This window comes from Neobacillus sp. SAB-20_R2A, from assembly GCF_049568635.1.
GTDB lineage: Bacteria > Bacillota > Bacilli > Bacillales > Cytobacillaceae > Neobacillus > Neobacillus citreus.
The window spans coordinates 1,842,980-1,860,433 of record NZ_CP145895.1; the positions used below are offsets into that span (position 1 = coordinate 1,842,980).

Annotated in this window: 16 protein-coding genes; all 16 read left to right on the plus strand. The window is 43.8% G+C overall.

All coding sequences use genetic code 11. The features are described 5' to 3' along the window. The first annotated feature begins 7 nt into the window (after positions 1-7). On the plus strand, positions 8-1,690 hold the full coding sequence (locus tag V5M37_RS09220; RefSeq protein WP_423801673.1) for a DAK2 domain-containing protein: 1,683 nt from the start codon (positions 8-10) through the stop codon (positions 1,688-1,690). A gap of 113 nt (positions 1,691-1,803) precedes the next feature. Beyond that, on the plus strand, positions 1,804-2,466 hold the full coding sequence (gene sdaAB, locus V5M37_RS09225) for an L-serine ammonia-lyase, iron-sulfur-dependent subunit beta (protein WP_423801674.1): 663 nt from the start codon (positions 1,804-1,806) through the stop codon (positions 2,464-2,466). A gap of 27 nt (positions 2,467-2,493) precedes the next feature. Next, entirely contained in the window at positions 2,494-3,378 is an 885-nt protein-coding gene (gene sdaAA, locus V5M37_RS09230) for an L-serine ammonia-lyase, iron-sulfur-dependent, subunit alpha (protein WP_423801675.1), read from the plus strand. Beyond that, positions 3,375-5,423 carry an ATP-dependent DNA helicase RecG gene (gene recG, locus V5M37_RS09235; RefSeq protein WP_423801676.1) on the plus strand — a complete coding sequence of 683 codons (2,049 nt, stop codon included), beginning with the start codon at positions 3,375-3,377 and terminating at the stop codon, positions 5,421-5,423. Before sdaAA ends, recG begins: the two co-directional genes overlap by 4 nt. A gap of 270 nt (positions 5,424-5,693) precedes the next feature. Further along, complete coding sequence (fapR, locus tag V5M37_RS09240; RefSeq protein ID WP_423801677.1) at positions 5,694-6,260, plus strand: transcription factor FapR; 567 nt, start codon at positions 5,694-5,696, stop codon at positions 6,258-6,260. A gap of 12 nt (positions 6,261-6,272) precedes the next feature. After that, on the plus strand, positions 6,273-7,274 hold the full coding sequence (plsX, locus tag V5M37_RS09245; protein ID WP_423801678.1) for a phosphate acyltransferase PlsX: 1,002 nt from the start codon (positions 6,273-6,275) through the stop codon (positions 7,272-7,274). 13 nt (positions 7,275-7,287) lie between these two features. Continuing rightward, on the plus strand, positions 7,288-8,235 hold the full coding sequence (gene fabD / locus V5M37_RS09250) for an ACP S-malonyltransferase (RefSeq protein WP_423801679.1): 948 nt from the start codon (positions 7,288-7,290) through the stop codon (positions 8,233-8,235). After that, entirely contained in the window at positions 8,232-8,975 is a 744-nt protein-coding gene (fabG, locus tag V5M37_RS09255) for a 3-oxoacyl-[acyl-carrier-protein] reductase (protein ID WP_423801680.1), read from the plus strand. The genes fabD and fabG overlap by 4 nt, the downstream gene beginning before the upstream one ends. Positions 8,976-9,073: 98 nt before the next feature. Beyond that, positions 9,074-9,307, plus strand: coding sequence for an acyl carrier protein (acpP, locus tag V5M37_RS09260; protein WP_423801681.1), 234 nt, complete (start codon positions 9,074-9,076; stop codon positions 9,305-9,307). A 152-nt stretch (positions 9,308-9,459) separates the two neighbouring features. Beyond that, positions 9,460-10,206 carry a ribonuclease III gene (gene rnc, locus V5M37_RS09265; RefSeq protein ID WP_213140791.1) on the plus strand — a complete coding sequence of 249 codons (747 nt, stop codon included), beginning with the start codon at positions 9,460-9,462 and terminating at the stop codon, positions 10,204-10,206. 51 nt (positions 10,207-10,257) lie between these two features. Then, entirely contained in the window at positions 10,258-13,824 is a 3,567-nt protein-coding gene (smc, locus tag V5M37_RS09270; protein WP_423801682.1) for a chromosome segregation protein SMC, read from the plus strand. A 17-nt stretch (positions 13,825-13,841) separates the two neighbouring features. Next, on the plus strand, positions 13,842-14,828 hold the full coding sequence (gene ftsY, locus V5M37_RS09275) for a signal recognition particle-docking protein FtsY (RefSeq protein WP_423801683.1): 987 nt from the start codon (positions 13,842-13,844) through the stop codon (positions 14,826-14,828). A 91-nt stretch (positions 14,829-14,919) separates the two neighbouring features. Beyond that, the gene (locus V5M37_RS09280) at positions 14,920-15,252 is read left to right on the plus strand and encodes a putative DNA-binding protein (protein ID WP_423801684.1); all 333 of its coding nucleotides are present in this window, start codon (positions 14,920-14,922) and stop codon (positions 15,250-15,252) included. Between the two features lie 12 nt (positions 15,253-15,264). Beyond that, positions 15,265-16,617, plus strand: a complete 1,353-nt coding sequence (gene ffh, locus V5M37_RS09285; protein ID WP_213140787.1) for a signal recognition particle protein — start codon at positions 15,265-15,267, stop codon at positions 16,615-16,617. Between the two features lie 267 nt (positions 16,618-16,884). After that, the gene (gene rpsP, locus V5M37_RS09290; protein ID WP_213116352.1) at positions 16,885-17,157 is read left to right on the plus strand and encodes a 30S ribosomal protein S16; all 273 of its coding nucleotides are present in this window, start codon (positions 16,885-16,887) and stop codon (positions 17,155-17,157) included. A gap of 13 nt (positions 17,158-17,170) precedes the next feature. After that, on the plus strand, positions 17,171-17,401 hold the full coding sequence (locus V5M37_RS09295) for a KH domain-containing protein (protein WP_213116351.1): 231 nt from the start codon (positions 17,171-17,173) through the stop codon (positions 17,399-17,401). The last annotated feature ends 53 nt before the right edge of the window (positions 17,402-17,454 follow it).

The following is a 17,454-nucleotide window of genomic DNA, read 5'->3' on the forward strand; positions in this document are numbered from 1 at the left end:
GAAGTTTGTGTCAATTACAGCATTAGATGGAAAACGTTTTGCCGAGATGATTATTCAAGGCGCCAATCATCTGTCAGCCAATGCTAAAATGGTAGATGCTCTGAACGTTTTTCCAGTTCCGGATGGCGATACAGGGACTAATATGAATTTATCCATGACCTCCGGTGCAAAAGAGGTTAAAAATAATGTTCAAGAACATATTGGTAAAGTAGGGGTTTCTCTCTCAAAAGGACTGCTCATGGGAGCACGAGGAAACTCTGGTGTTATTCTTTCGCAATTGTTCCGAGGTTTTTCTAAAGCAATCGAAGCAAAAGCGATCATTAATGGAAATGAATTTGCAGGAGCGCTTGAGGCAGGAGTTGAAACTGCTTATAAGGCTGTTATGAAGCCGGTAGAAGGAACAATTCTGACTGTTGCCAAAGATGCTGCCAAAAAGGCTGTGCAGACTGCGCAAAAATCAAATGATATTGTTGTTATTATGGAAGATGTTTTAAAGGAGGCTAAAGCTTCCCTAAAGCGTACGCCTGACCTATTGCCTGTTTTAAAGGAAGTCGGAGTTGTGGATTCCGGAGGGCAGGGGCTTGTCTGTGTATATGAAGGCTTTCTTGCTGAATTAAAGGGAGAAAAACTGCCGGATTCACCAGAGGTCATGCCATCAATGGATGAATTAGTTAATGCCGAGCATCATAAAAGCGTCCAGGGCCATATTAACACTGAAGATATTGAATTTGGCTACTGTACAGAGTTTATGGTTCGTTTTGAAACAGAAAAGATAGCAAAGCATCCATTTAATGAGACTGCTTTCCGCAATGATCTAAGCAATTATGGAGATTCGTTGTTAGTGATCTCTGATGATGATCTTGTGAAAGTTCATATTCATTCCGAACAGCCTGGTGAAGTATTAACATACGGTCAGCGCTACGGCAACCTTATTAATATGAAAATTGAAAATATGCGCCAGCAGCATTCCAATATTGTCGGAGAAACACATACTCCGCTTGCCACTGCGGTGAAAGAAACACCAAAAGAAAAGCAAGGATATGGAATTGTCGCTGTTTCGATGGGCTCGGGCGTTGCCGACCTTTTTAAGAGCATCGGGGCCCATACAGTCATTGAAGGCGGCCAGACGATGAATCCAAGTACAGAGGATATTGTCAAGGCTGTTAAAGAAGTAAATGCAAAAAAAGTATTTATTTTGCCGAATAATAAAAACATCATTATGGCTGCTGAGCAGGCTCGCGATGTATCGGATGAAGAAATTTATGTGATTCCATCCAAAACCGTTCCGCAAGGGCTTTCCGCTCTGCTTGTCTTTAATCCTTCCGCAGATGCAGAGGCAAACACTACTGCTATGACGGAGGCGCTAAGCCGTGTGAAAACAGGACAAATCACCTTTGCCGTCCGCGATACACAAATCGATGGATTGGATATTGAAACTGGGGATTTCATGGGGATTGCCGAAGGGAAAATTGTTGTTAAAAATAAAGATAAAGAAAAAGCAGCGGAAGACCTGTTATCAAACATGCTTGATGAAGATTCTGAAATTCTTACCATCATTTATGGTGAAGATGTGACAGAGGAAGAACTCAGCCAGCTTACCCAATTCGTTGAAGAAAAATTTAGCGATGTGGAAATAGAGGTTCATAATGGCAAACAGCCATTATATTCTTATATCTTTTCAATTGAATAAATAACGGCTAAAATAGAAGGGGGTCCTTAGGGACCACCCTTCTTTTTTTGGATAATATATACTAACCATTTTTTAATAAAGATAGAAAGACATAGGCAAGGGGGAATAGATTCATGAAGTATAGAAGCGTGTTTGATATCATTGGCCCGGTCATGATTGGTCCGTCAAGCTCTCACACTGCCGGTGCTGCGAGAATCGGCCGCGTCGCTAGAAGTTTATTTGGCAGGGAGCCGAAATGGGCAAATATTTCGTTATACGGATCCTTCGCGCAAACGTACAAGGGTCACGGAACGGATGTTGCGATTGTGGGCGGATTATTGGATTTCGATACGGACGATAAAAGAATTATCAAAGCTATTGAGATTGCTGAAGAACACGGAATGAAAATTCGCTTCATTGAAGAGGATGCAGTTACAGACCACCCCAATACCGCTAGAATTATAATTGGCGATCACAATGGGGAGCTTGAATTAGTAGGCATTTCCATTGGCGGCGGAAAGATTGAAATCATCGAGTTGAACGGTTTTGAATTGAAGCTTTCTGGCAATCACCCTGCCATCTTAGTTGTTCATAATGACCGGTTCGGTGCCATTGCAAGTGTAGCCAATACTCTGGCGAAATATGAAATCAATATCGGCCATATGGAGGTTTCCCGTAAGGAAGCTGGAAAAATGGCCCTGATGACAATTGAGGTAGACCAAAATATTGATGAGACCCTGATCGAGGAACTCGAACAGCTGCCAAACATCTTGAAGGTAACAAAAATTGTTGATTAAACATACACAGCGAAAGGGGGTCATTTTATGTTTCGTAATGTAGCAGAATTAGTAGAACTGGCCAACAGTCAAAATAAAAAAATTTCCGAAATCATGATTGAACAGGAAGTCACCGTAACGGGACGGTCCAAGGAAGAAGTAATCGGCTTTATGGACCGTAACCTCAAAGTGATGGAAGAAGCAGTTGAGCGCGGATTGAAAGGGGTTACTTCCGTTACCGGCTTAACAGGCGGAGATGCAGTACTATTGCAAAAATATATTGAAAAAGGCAATTTCTTATCCGGCGAAACGATTCTCGATGCCGTTAGCAAAGCTGTCGCAACAAATGAAGTAAATGCGGCGATGGGAACGATTTGTGCCACACCGACTGCCGGATCAGCGGGTGTCGTTCCAGGGACGTTGTTTGCTGTAAAGAAAAAGCTGCACCCAACAAGAGAGCAAATGATTTCGTTTTTATTTACCGCCGGAGCGTTCGGCTTTGTTGTTGCAAACAATGCCTCCATATCCGGTGCTGCCGGGGGCTGCCAAGCCGAGGTGGGATCGGCAGCAGGAATGGCCGCAGCGGCAATCGTCGAAATGGCCGGAGGAACTCCGGAACAATGTGCCGAAGCAATGGCCATCACATTAAAAAATATGCTTGGCCTAGTTTGTGATCCGGTTGCCGGTCTTGTGGAAGTGCCTTGTGTAAAGCGAAATGCCATGGGTGCAGCCAATGCCATGGTAGCCGCAGATATGGCACTTGCCGGAATCAAAAGCCGAATTCCATGCGATGAAGTGATTGACGCAATGTATAGAATTGGCCAATCAATGCCAACAGCCTTAAAAGAAACAGCGCAGGGAGGGTTAGCGGCAACACCAACTGGCCGGGCGCTGCAGGCCAAAATTTTCGGAATGCCGCTTACAGAAAAGTGAATCCATATCTAAACCAGCCAATAACAGTTATAAAGGGCATTGGTGACGAAACGGCGGAAATTTTTTCAGAAATGAACATTTTCAGCATTCATGATTTGTTGGAATATTTTCCCTATCGTTATGAGGATTACCGCCTTCGCGATTTGATGGAAGTACAACATGACGAGAAAGTGACGATCGAAGGGAAGGTTCAAAGCGAACCTTCTCTTGTCTATTATGGCAGGAAGAAGTCAAAGCTCTCCTTCCGCTTTTTTGCAGGACAATACTTAATCAAAGTCGTTTTCTTTAACCAGCCCTATTTAAAAAATAAAATCACCATCAATGAAACGTTAACAATTACAGGAAAGTGGGATGCCCATCGGCAGACGATTACTGCCAGTGAACTCCAAATAGGGGAAAATGCGAAAGGTAAAGATTTTGAACCTGTATATTCTCTTAAAGGAAGACTGACAACAAAGGGCATGCGTAAATTTATTAACTTAGCTTTTCAACAATTTGGAGCGTATATTGATGAAACGCTGCCGGATTACTTCATAACAAAATATCGGCTTTTAAACCGGAGAGATGCCATAAAAGCGATGCATTTTCCTGGCGGCGGGGAGGATCTCAAGCAGGCGAGACGGCGCTTTGTGTACGAAGAATTTCTAATCTTTCAGCTGAAAATGCAGGCGCTTCGGAAGTTTGAACGTGAGCATTCACCCGGAATCAGCCAAAACTATGACCTTGGGAAATTGAAGGAATTCATCGCCCGCCTGCCGTTCCCATTAACAAATGCCCAGAAACGAGTTGTAAATGAAATACTATCCGACCTTAAGTCGCCTTATCGAATGAACCGCCTGCTGCAGGGAGATGTTGGATCAGGAAAAACGGTGGTGGCAGCGGTTGGTCTGTACGCAAGTGTTACGTCAGGCTATCAGGGAGCGCTGATGGTACCGACAGAAATATTGGCCGAACAGCATGCAGAATCATTGAAAACCTTATTGGAACCATTTGGAATAAAGTGTGAATTGCTGACAAGTTCCATAAAAGGGAAGCGCCGCCGGGAAATCCTTGAGCAGCTTACAGAGGGAAATATTGATATCTTAATAGGGACACATGCGCTAATTCAGGATGAGGTAACATTTAAGAAATTAGGTTTTGTTATTACTGATGAGCAGCATCGCTTCGGTGTGGAGCAGCGCCGTATTTTGAGGGAAAAGGGAGAAAATCCAGATGTGCTGTTCATGACGGCCACCCCGATACCCCGGACGCTTGCCATTACTGTTTTTGGCGAGATGGATGTATCCATCATTGACGAAATGCCTGCCGGCAGGAAAACAATTGAAACCTATTGGGCCAAACCAGAAATGCTTGAACGGGTATTGGCATTTGTGGAAAAAGAATTACGGAAGGGCCATCAGGCATACGTCATTTGTCCATTAATTGAGGAATCGGAAAAGCTTGATGTGCAAAATGCTATTGATGTGCATGCAACATTAAGCAGCTATTTTCAAAATCGCTTTACAGCAGGGCTGATGCATGGGAGATTAAGCTCTGAGGAAAAGGATTCCGTTATGAAGGCGTTCAGTGCCAACGAGGTTCAAGTGCTCGTCTCGACAACTGTAGTTGAGGTTGGCGTGAATGTGCCCAATGCAACAGTCATGGTTATTTATGATGCAGAAAGATTTGGTCTCTCCCAGCTTCATCAGCTCCGTGGCCGTGTCGGCCGGGGAAGTGATCAAGCCTATTGCATTTTGCTTGCCAGTCCAAAATCAGAGACAGGCCAGGAAAGAATGCGGATCATGACGGAAACCAATGATGGTTTTGTATTAAGCGAAAAAGATTTGGAGCTAAGGGGACCGGGAGACTTTTTTGGCAAAAAACAAAGCGGCATGCCAGAATTTAAAGTAGCCGATATGGTTCATGACTACCGCGCCCTCGAAACCGCCAGAAGCGACGCCGCCACCCTAATCCAATCCGAAACCTTCTGGAAATCGCCAGAATATGAACTGTTAAGAAATCAGCTTGAAGACGCCGGTGTTCTTGAGGGAGAGAAGTTGGATTAGAATTTTTATTGCTGTCCATTTAACAGTACATGTTGATTGGAGCGGAAGGGGCGAGACTCCTGCGGGAGTACGGAGCAGGAGAGACCCCGCAGGAGCTTTAGCGACGAGGAGGCTCTCCGCAACGCCCGCGGAAAGCGAGCCCCTGGAGCGCAAATCAACATCCTATTAGTAAAAAGCAGACTGCAGGAGAAAACTAATCCTTGCAATCTGCTTTTTTAAATTTTATACTACTCTTAGTACCTAGTCATAAGTTTTCGGACGGTGTGAAAAATGAGAAGAAGCAAAAAAGAACGTCAGCAGCTGCTTAGCTCAACCATACAAGATAATCCATTTATAACCGATGAAGAGCTTGCTGAAAAATTTCAGGTAAGTGTCCAAACCATTCGCTTAGACCGCCTGGAATTATCGATACCCGAGCTTCGCGAACGAATTAAAACAGTCGCAGAAAAACGCTTCGATGATGAGGTTCGTTCCCTTCCGCTTGAAGAGGTAATCGGGGAAATCATTGATATGGAACTAGACCAGAGCGCCATCTCCATTTTTGATGTAAAAGAGGAGCATGTTTTTAAACGAAACCAAATTGCCCGGGGCCATCACTTATTTGCCCAGGCAAATTCGCTTGCTGTTGCGGTCATTAACGATGAATTAGCATTAACGGCAAAAGCCAACATCCAATTTAAGCGCTCCGTAAGATTAAATGAACGGGTCATTGCCAAAGCAAGGGTCATGAATATTGATGATGTAACGGGCCGGACGTTGGTCCAGGTATCAAGCTTCGTAAATAATGAACTTGTTTTTACAGGTGATTTTCAAATGTACCGTTCGAAAAACAACTAAAGGATGAGACATATGAAACTTGCAATTGATGCAATGGGCGGAGACAATGCCCCAAAGGAAATCGTTTTGGGAGCCATGAAGGCGGTAGAAACCTTTCCAGACTTACATATCACCCTTGTCGGGGATGAAAATAAAATTAACGAAACTTTAAAGAAACATGACCGGATTACGGTTTTACATACGACAGAAGTTATTCTTGGAACAGATGAACCGGTAAGAGCAGTCCGCCGCAAAAAAACGGCCTCTATGGTTCTAGCGGCCCAACAAGTTGCCGATGGTGCAGCAGATGCCTGTTTGTCCGCAGGGAATACAGGTGCGCTTATGGCTGCCGGACTTTTTGTGGTCGGAAGAATTGAAGGAATTGACAGGCCTGCCTTATCCCCAACTCTGCCAACCATAGGTGGGGAAGGATTTTTATTGCTTGATGTGGGCGCTAATGCCGATGCCAAACCGGAACATCTGGTGCAGTATGCCATCATGGGCTCCATTTATAGTAAAAAAGTAAGAGGGATTGAGAGTCCGCGTGTCGGACTTTTAAATATCGGCACAGAAGAGAAGAAAGGCAATGAACTAACAAGACATGCCTTTGATCTTTTAAAACAGGCCGATTTGAATTTTGTTGGCAATGTCGAGGCCCGTGATCTGCTTGATGGCGTCGCTGATGTCGTCGTAACCGATGGTTTTACCGGTAATATGGTGTTGAAAACGATTGAGGGAACGGCCCTTTCCATGTTTAAGATGTTGAAAACAGTGCTGATGAGCAGTTTTACAAGCAAGCTGGCAGCAGCCGTTTTAAAACCGAATTTAATGCAGTTAAAAGGTAAGCTGGATTATTCAGAATATGGCGGGGCAGGGTTATTTGGCTTAAAGGCACCAGTTATTAAGGCCCATGGTTCGTCAAATGCCCAGGCTGTCTTTAGTGCCATCCGCCAGACAAGAGAAATGGTTACAAACGATGTAGTCGATTTAATTAAACAAACTGTCGAAGCAAATAACGAAACCATAGTACGTTAGGGGGATTTTTATTTTGAGTAAAATAGCTTTTGTGTTTCCTGGTCAAGGTTCCCAAACAGTTGGGATGGGTAAAGATTTGGCAGAAAAATATCCTGAAGTAATGTCCTATTTCAAAAAGGCTGATGAAACTCTTAAAGTCCCTTTAAGTCAGCTGATTTTTGAAGGGCCAAAAGAAGATTTGACACTGACAATTAATACCCAGCCTGCCCTTTTAACAACCAGTTTGGCGGTTTTATCCTTCTTCCAAAATTCAGGGATTAAACCAGACTTTGTCGCCGGTCACAGCTTAGGGGAGTATACAGCCCTTGTGGCGGCAGACGTGATGAGTTTTGAAGAAGGCGTATATGCCGTTAGAAAAAGAGGCGAGTTCATGGAAAATGCCGTGCCTAATGGGGAAGGCTCCATGGCGGCAGTTCTTGGTCTTGATCGGGATAAGTTAGCTGCGGTAACCGAAGAAGTGACAAATGAGGGCAATCCGGTGGCACTGGCCAATTTAAATTGCCCTGGGCAGATTGTTATTTCCGGATCCAAAAAGGGTGTAGAAGATGCAGGAGCGAAAGCAAAAGAGGCAGGTGCCAAAAGGGTACTGCCATTGGAAGTGAGTGGTCCGTTCCATTCACCGCTGATGAAGCCTGCATCCGGACAATTGCGTGAAGTTTTAGATGGAATCGATATGAAAGATGCCGTGGTACAGGTTGTTGCTAACGTATCTGCTAAGCCGGTAACCTCCGCCGCTGAAATTAAGGATAAATTAATTGAACAGCTGTATTCACCTGTTTTATGGGAAGACTCTGTTCAAAAAATGATTGAATTAGGTGTCGATACCTTTATTGAAATTGGTCCGGGCAAGGTTCTTTCCGGCTTGATTAAGAAAATCGATAAAACGGTGAAAATCTATTCTGTATCAGATGAGGAAAGTTCACTCGCAGTAATCGACGCGTTGAAGGAGGAAAAACTATGAGTTTAGCAGGAAAAGCTGCTCTTGTTACCGGTGCATCACGGGGAATCGGCAGGGAAATTGCTCTTGAATTAGCAAGGCAGGGGGCAAATGTAGCGGTTAATTTTTCCGGAAGTGAAGCTAAGGCAAATGAAGTTGTCGACGAGATTAAGGCTCTCGGCCAAGAAGCTTTCGCGATTAAATGTAATGTTTCAAATACTGAAGAAGTAAGTGAAATGGTCAAGGCAGTTATTGAGCAATTTGGCAGGCTCGACATCCTTGTTAATAATGCTGGAATAACAAGGGATAATTTGTTAATGAGAATGAAGGAAGAAGAATGGGATGATGTCCTCAATATTAATCTAAAGGGAGTCTTCCTGGTCACAAAGGCTGTTACAAGACAGATGATGAAACAGCGGGTTGGCAGAATTATTAATATTTCCTCTGTTGTCGGCGAAAGCGGAAATCCTGGTCAGGCTAATTATGTGGCAGCGAAAGCCGGTGTGATTGGTTTAACGAAAACAACCGCAAAGGAACTGGCGTCCCGCAATATTACGGTTAATGCGATTGCCCCAGGGTTTATTACAACAGATATGACCGATAAACTGCCTGAGGATGTAAAAACGGAAATGTTAAAACAAATTCCGTTAGCTAGACTTGGCGAACCAAAGGATATCGCCAAAGCCGCAGCATTTCTTGCTTCCGATGATTCTGCATACATTACAGGACAAACGCTGCATATCAACGGCGGCATGGTGATGTAAATAGAAAAGCGGAAGCGCCTTGGCGCTGCAGCTGGACAAAAAAACAATTTGTATTCATTCAGGAAAATCACTATAATACTTGAGGGGAGGTGAAAGTGATGGCAGAAGTATTAGAGCGTGTAACAAAGATCATCGTTGACCGTTTAGGAGTAGACGAATCTCAAGTTAAACTTGAAGCGTCTTTCAAAGACGACCTTGGCGCAGATTCCCTTGACGTTGTAGAACTAGTGATGGAATTAGAAGATGAATTCGATATGGAAATTTCCGACGAAGATGCCGAAAAAATCAGCACTGTTGGTGATGCTGTGACCTACATAGAAGGCCAAAAGTAATCTTCTTGGAATAATTCCTAAAGCTCCGTTTTCAAACGGAGCTTTATTCTGTAATATAGAACTTGGCACAACATTTGCCAAGTTTCTTTGCGTTTTAAACGTAAATTACTTAAACTTAGGCTATGCAAATTGGAAACAAGGTGGAGAATTTAATGCGCAAGAACTGGAAGGAAAAAGAAATAAACAATCGCGCAAACGAAAAACAATTTAAGGAACTGCAAAATTCAATCGGTGTCATATTTGAAAACGAAAAATTACTAAAACAGGCTTTCACCCATTCATCATATGTGAATGAGCATCGCAGAAAACCTTTTGAAGATAATGAGAGGCTCGAATTTTTAGGAGACGCTGTGCTGGAACTGACGATCTCCCAATTCCTTTTTAAAAAATATCCGACTATGACCGAAGGAGAATTGACCAAGCTTAGAGCTGCAATAGTATGTGAACCATCCCTGGTAGCATTTGCGAATGAACTTCATTTTGGCAAACTAATCTTGCTTGGCAAGGGTGAAGAAATGACCGGCGGCAGGGAGCGCCCTGCTCTTTTGGCCGATGTGTTTGAAGCGTTCATCGGCGCTCTCTATTTGGATAAAGGAATCGAAGTGGTTATTCAGTTTCTTGAAAAGGTCGTTTTTCCTAAAATTGATGCTGGTGCTTTTTCTCATGTGATGGATTTTAAAAGCCAATTGCAGGAGCTAATCCAAAGAGATGGATCAGGCATGATAGAATATTGTGTCCTTCAAGAAAAAGGCCCTGCCCATAATAAGGAGTTTGTCTCTAAAGTGACCTTAAACGGCGCTGAGCTTGGCGTAGGTACAGGAAGGTCGAAAAAGGAAGCAGAACAGCATGCCGCTCAAATGGCACTACAAATGTTGAAAAATGAGTCAGCCCAGAATTAACAAAAGAAGTTTTTGAGGAGAAATCCCCGGGCATTTTAGGAGGATTAATGAATGTTTTTAAAACGGTTGGACATTATTGGCTTTAAATCCTTTGCGGAGCGAGTTGGCGTGGAGTTTGTCCCTGGCATTACCGCAGTGGTTGGTCCAAATGGGAGCGGCAAAAGTAATATTACCGATGCCATCCGCTGGGTGTTAGGGGAGCAATCGGCCAAATCACTAAGAGGCAGCAAAATGGAGGACATCATCTTTGCCGGCAGCGATACGCGAAAAGCGGTCAATTTTGCCGAAGTAACCTTGACATTAGATAATCAGGATCAGGGACTCTCGATTGATTATAACGAAGTAAGTGTCACGAGAAGGGTTACTCGCTCAGGGGATAGCGATTTTTATATTAATAAACAGCACTGCAGGCTAAAGGATATTATTGATTTATTCATGGATTCTGGGCTTGGCAGGGAAGCCTTCTCAATCATAAGCCAAGGAAAGGTAGAAGAAATTTTAAACAGCAAGGCTGAAGACCGAAGGACTATTTTTGAGGAAGCGGCCGGGGTATTAAAATATAAAAACCGCAAAAAAAAGGCAGAATTGAAGCTTTCAGAAACCCAGGAGAACCTCAATCGGGTTCATGACATTTTATTTGAACTGGAAAGCCAGGTAGAACCATTAAAAATTCAGGCATCCATGGCAAAAGACTATTTGGAGAAAAAGGAAGAGCTTGAAAAATTCGAGGTTTCGTTGACGGTGTATGAAATTGAAGACCTCCATCAAAAGTGGGAAAGCCTTTCGAAACAGCTTGATGAGCATCAACACGAAGAACTTGGGATTTCTTCGAATTTGCAGCTAAAAGAAGCAAAGATTGTTGAAATAAGGGATCAAATTGCTGCGTTGGATGAGTCGATAACCGACCTTCAGAATGTCCTCCTTCATGCCAGTGAAGAGCTTGAAAAGCTTGAAGGGCGTAAAGAGGTTCTGAAAGAACGGAAGAAAAACGCATCGCAAAATAAAGATCAGCTCAAGCAAAATATTAATGATTTAACGAATCGTATCGCCGAGCTGTCAGGTGCCCGGGACTTGCAAATTCAGACTTTCAACACATTGGAGAAACAGGTTAAGGACTTGCAGGCCCAACTGAAGGAAAAGCAAGAGAAGCTTCATTTGTTTGCGGAAAATTTAGATGAGAAAATTGATAGCTTAAAGAGTGAATATATTGACCTGTTAAATGAGCAGGCCGGTGCTAAAAATGAGTGGAAATACATCAACGAACAGCTTGAGCAGCAGGATCATAAAAGTACGCGGCTTGATGCGGAAAATGAAAAATTCCTGTTAGAACGGGAGACGGCCCTTACTAAAAAGCAGCAGGTTCATTCTTCTTTAGTTGACATTCAGGCTAAGCTGGAAGCACAGGTCGTCACCTTCCGCGAGCAGCAGCGAAAGCTGGAGTCACTCAGGGCCAATTATCAAAAACAGGAAAAAACATTATACCAAGCATATCAGCTGCTTCAGCAGGCAAAATCAAAAAAAGAGATGCTGGAAGAAATGGAAGAGGATTTTGCAGGCTTTTTTCAAGGGGTTAAGGAAATCCTTAAGGAGCGTGGAAAAAAGCTTGCCGGCATTGAAGGTGCCGTTGCTGAACTCGTCACTGTTCCGAAGGAATATGAAACAGCTCTTGAAACAGCCTTCGGCGGGGCGCTACAGCATATCGTCGTAGATACTGAGGAAAACGCCCGCAAGGCAATTGGATACCTAAAACAAAATTCTTTTGGCCGCGCTACCTTTTTACCATTAACGGTCATTAAAGGGAGACCATTGTCAGCGGCTCAATTGAATTTAATCCAAAACCATCCATCTTTAATTGGAACGGCGGTCAGTCTCGTTCAGTTTGACGGGAAATATGCAGAGGTTATGAATAATCTCCTTGGTAATGTAGTCATAGCAAAGGACCTAAAAGGGGCTAATGAACTGGCAAAGATGCTGCAATATCGGGTACGCCTGGTAACCCTAGACGGGGACGTCGTAAATCCTGGCGGTTCAATGACAGGTGGTGCCGTCAAACAAAAAAGTTCATCTTTATTATCACGAAAAACAGAGCTAGAGGGTTTAAAAGAAAAACTTGTCATCATGGAAGATAAAACGGCTGGTTTAGAGAAGACCGTTAAATCCCTGAAAGAGGAAGTACAGACCTCAGATGCTGCGCTTGAGGAAATCCGCAAATCCGGGGAGGATTTAAGACTATCGGAGCAGTCGATTAAAGGGGATTTACGAGAAGCGGAGCTTGAAGAAAAGAATATTAATGACCGACTGGCCATTTATGATTTGGAAAAGAATCAAATAGCCAAAGACCGTTCAGAACTTTTGGCAAGAAAAACGAAGGTGTCCGACTCACTCGAAACATTTAAAAAGACCATTGCTGACTTGGATCAGAAAATCCTGATCCTGACAAATCAAAAGACAAAGGATTTAACATCCAAAGAATCGCTCACCACTGCGATAAATGAACTTAAGATTGAATTTGCCTCAAAAAATGAACAGTTTTTACATGCAAAAGAACGGCTCGAGCAAATGAAGCGGGATATCGCTGAAAATGAACAAAAGCTGACTATTTTCACCGAGGACCTGAATTTCCTGACAGCGGAAATGACCAACAGTTCAACCGGTGAGGAGCAGCTAGAGGAAGCCGCCAAACGAAAGCAGCAGGACAAAGAAAATACGCTTAAGCTGATTGCGGCCAGGAGACAGGAACGCCTAGAGCTGCAAGGCGACCTGGAGAATTTGGAGCTTGAAACAAAGGAATTAAAACGAGTTCATAAAGGATTAACCATCGCCATCAAGGACGAAGAAGTAAAAATGAACCGTTTGGATGTAGAGCTTGAAAACAGGCTGACGCACCTTAGAGAGGAGTATTTATTATCCTTTGAGGGAGCCAAAGAGCAATTCCCACTAACTGTTCCGGTCGAAGAAGCCCGCAAAAAGGTGAAATTGATTAAGCTTGCCATCGAAGAGCTAGGCCATGTTAATCTTGGTGCGATTGAAGAATATGAGCGGGTATCGGAACGCTATGAATTTCTAAGTGAACAAAAGGCTGATCTTCAAGAAGCAAAGGATACACTATTCCAGGTCATTGGAGAAATGGATGAAGAGATGAAGAAACGGTTCAGCCAAACCTTCGAGGGAATCCGGGAACATTTTGAACCGGTTTTTCGGGCGTTATTTGGCGGCGGCCGCGCAGACCTAATCTTAACAGAGCCAGAAGATCTCTTGAATACCGGTGTTGAAATCGTTGCCCAGCCGCCTGGTAAAAAACTGCAAAATCTAGGGCTTTTGTCTGGGGGAGAGCGAGCCTTAACGGCAATTGCTCTGTTATTTTCGATTTTAAAGGTACGGCCTGTTCCATTCTGTATCCTTGATGAGGTTGAAGCCGCCTTAGATGAGGCCAATGTCCACCGTTTCAGTCAATATTTAAAACGCTTTAGTAAGGAAACCCAGTTTATTGTTATCACTCATCGAAAAGGGACAATGGAGGGTGCCGATGTCCTTTACGGGGTGACAATGCAGGAATCCGGCGTATCAAAGCTTGTATCCGTCCGCTTGGAGGATACCAAAGAACTAGTAGAATCATAAGATCAGGAAGTGAGAAAATGAGTTTTTTTAAAAAATTAAAAGAAAAGATTACAAAGTCGACGGATAATGTAACAGAAAAATTTAAGGAAGGACTCACCAAAACAAGGGACAGCTTTTCCGGCAAGGTCAACGACCTGATTGCAAGATACCGAAAAGTTGACGAGGAATTCTTTGAAGAGCTCGAAGAAATCTTAATCCAGGCGGATGTCGGTTTTGATACAGTTATGGAGCTGATCGATGAGCTGAAAATGGAGGTAAAGCGCCAAAATATTCAGGACCCTGTTGAAGTCCAAAGTGTCATCTCTGAAAAGCTGGTCGATATTTATAATTCAGGGGAAGAACAGTCATCTCAATTAAATATTCAGAAGGATGGACTGACGGTAATACTATTCGTCGGAGTAAATGGTGTCGGTAAAACAACAACTATCGGCAAGCTTGCCTATAAGTTTAAGTCCGAGGGCAAAAAAGTAATATTAGCGGCTGGAGACACCTTCCGTGCCGGTGCGATTGATCAGCTTGAGGTGTGGGGAGACCGGGTGGGAGTCGAAACCGTTAAGCAGGCTGAGGGCTCAGATCCGGCAGCTGTCATGTATGATGCCATCCAGGCCGCAAAATCAAGAAACGCTGATATTCTCATCTGCGATACAGCAGGCAGATTGCAAAACAAGGTAAACCTGATGAAAGAGCTTGAAAAGGTGAAGCGGGTAATTGAAAGGGAGATCCCTGGTGCGCCGCACGAAGTTCTCTTGGTGCTTGATGCCACAACCGGTCAAAACGCACTCATTCAGGCAAAAACCTTTAAAGAAGCCACCAATGTAAGCGGAATTGTCCTGTCCAAACTCGACGGAACCGCCAAAGGCGGAATCGTCCTGGCGATCCGCAACGAATTGAAAATCCCCGTTAAATTCGTAGGGCTGGGAGAAAAAATGGACGACCTGCAAGAATTCGACGCCGAAAAATACGTCTATGGACTATTTGCGGAGCAGATTGAAAAGTCGGAATAGAATAATGTAAAGATGTTTTGCTTGACACTAACGATCCGCACATGTAAACTACTTCGTAAAGGCTTTTCGCTTTACAAAAGGGGGATGCGGCATGCTTGAAAAGACAACACGAATGAACTACCTGTACGACTTCTATCATTCGCTGTTAACGCCAAAGCAGCAAAGCTATATGTCTCTCTATTATTTGGAAGACTACTCACTCGGTGAAATCGCCGAAGAATACGAAGTCAGCCGTCAGGCCGTTTATGATAATATCAAACGGACAGAGGCAATGCTCGAGGAGTACGAAGAAAAGCTATTATTATTTGAAAAATTTCAGGAACGCAACCGGCTCGTCAAGCTTCTGAAAGAACTGCTCGATGAAGAGCAGCCAAGCAAGCAGGCGATGCAAGCCACAATCGCTGAGCTGGAGAATTTAGATTAGGAGTTGGGATAAATGGCGTTTGAAGGATTAGCCGACCGACTGCAAAATACAATCCAAAAAATCCGCGGCAAAGGGAAAGTCACTGAAGCGGATGTAAAAGAAATGATGCGTGAAGTGCGTCTCGCCCTGCTTGAGGCGGACGTTAACTTCAAGGTCGTCAAAGATTTTGTCAAAAAGGTAAGCGAACGCGCCGTTGGACAAGAGGTACTAAAGAGCTTAACTCCCGGACAGCAAATCATTAAAATCGTTAACGAAGAATTAACGGAATTAATGGGTGGCGAGCAAAGCAAAATTGCCGTGTCAAATCGCCCGCCAACCGTCATCATGATGGTCGGTCTGCAGGGGGCTGGTAAAACAACGACCTCAGGAAAGCTGGCTAATTTGCTGCGGAAGAAGTATAACAAACAGCCGATGCTCGTTGCAGCCGATATTTATCGCCCAGCCGCAATCAAACAGCTTGAAACACTAGGCAAGCAATTAAGTATGCCTGTTTTCTCCCTTGGTGACCAGGTAAGTCCGGTTGAAATTGCCAGACAAGCCATCGCCAAAGCCAAAGAAGAGCATCATGATTATGTTCTGATCGATACCGCCGGCCGGCTCCATGTTGATGAGACCTTAATGAACGAACTAAAGGACATTAAGGAACTAACCAAGCCGGATGAAATCTTTCTCGTTGTCGATGCGATGACAGGTCAAGATGCTGTAAACGTGGCACAAAGCTTTAATGAACAGCTTGGCCTGACTGGGGTCGTGCTGACAAAGCTTGACGGTGATACAAGGGGCGGTGCTGCTCTGTCAATCCGGTCGGTCACTCAGACACCGATTAAATTTATTGGGATGGGTGAAAAGATGGATGCCCTTGAACCGTTCCATCCGGAGCGAATGGCATCACGGATTTTGGGCATGGGTGATGTGCTGACCTTAATTGAAAAAGCACAGGCCAATATCGACGAAGAAAAAGCCAAAGAGCTTGAGCAGAAAATGCGGACAGCGTCGTTTACACTTGATGATTTTCTCGACCAGTTAGGGCAGGTCCGCAAACTTGGTCCGCTTGACGAACTGTTAAAGATGATGCCTGGCGCTAATAAAATCAAAGGTTTGAACAATCTGCAAATCGATGAAAAGCAAATAGCCCATGTTGAGGCCATTATCAGGTCGATGACGAAACAAGAAAAGCTTCACCCTGAAATCATGAACTCAAGCCGTAAACGCCGGATTGCCGCAGGAAGCGGACGTACCGTTGCAGAGGTAAACCGTCTGTTAAAGCAGTTTGAGGACATGAAGAAAATGATGAAGCAAATGTCTGGCATGCAGCAAAAAGCCAAGAAAAAAGGCGGATTTAAATTTCCTTTTAAGCCGTTTTAATTCGAAATGCGGAAGCGCCTTGTTCAGGGGCGACAGGCATAAGACGAGCCGGCGAGAAGGCTGTTTTTTAGCCTTCTTGACGGATTGGCTTATGACCCCGAGCCCCTAGGCGCTGGAGCTGGACACCAGTCTAAGTTCATGTTTGCATTCTGTTTTAATTCTGTAATTTTTGGAAATAATAACTGTAAAGAAAAAACACTTTACAAATAAAAAAACAATTGGTATTATACTATCTTGTGTGAAACTATTCGGAGGTGCTTATTTAAAATGGCAGTAAAAATTCGTTTAAAGCGTATGGGAGCTAAGAAAACTCCTTTCTATCGTATTGTAGTAGCAGATTCTCGTTCACCACGTGATGGACGTTTCATCGAAACAGTTGGAACTTACAATCCAGTTGCTGAGCCAGCTTTAGTTCAAATCAACGAAGAACTAGCTCTTAAGTGGTTGCAAAACGGCGCGAAGCCATCTGATACAGTACGTAACTTGTTCTCAAAACAAGGCATTATGGAAAAATTCCACAATGCAAAATTAAGCAAGTAATCGTGGAGAAGCGATGAAAGAATTGATCGAAACGATTGTTAAGCCCCTTGTTGATTTTCCTGAGGAAGTTCGGGTTGAAACCATTGAGGATGATACTCGAATCACCTATCACTTAACCGTCAATAAAACGGACATCGGTAAGGTGATTGGCAAGCAGGGGCGTGTTGCAAAGGCCATTAGGACTGTTGTCTACGCAGCAGGATCATCACAACAAAAGAAGATTTTCTTGGAAATTGGTGAATAGCTTTTTGCATCAAGAAAGAAAGGGAGGGATCAAAGTCCTCCCTTTTTTGTTAG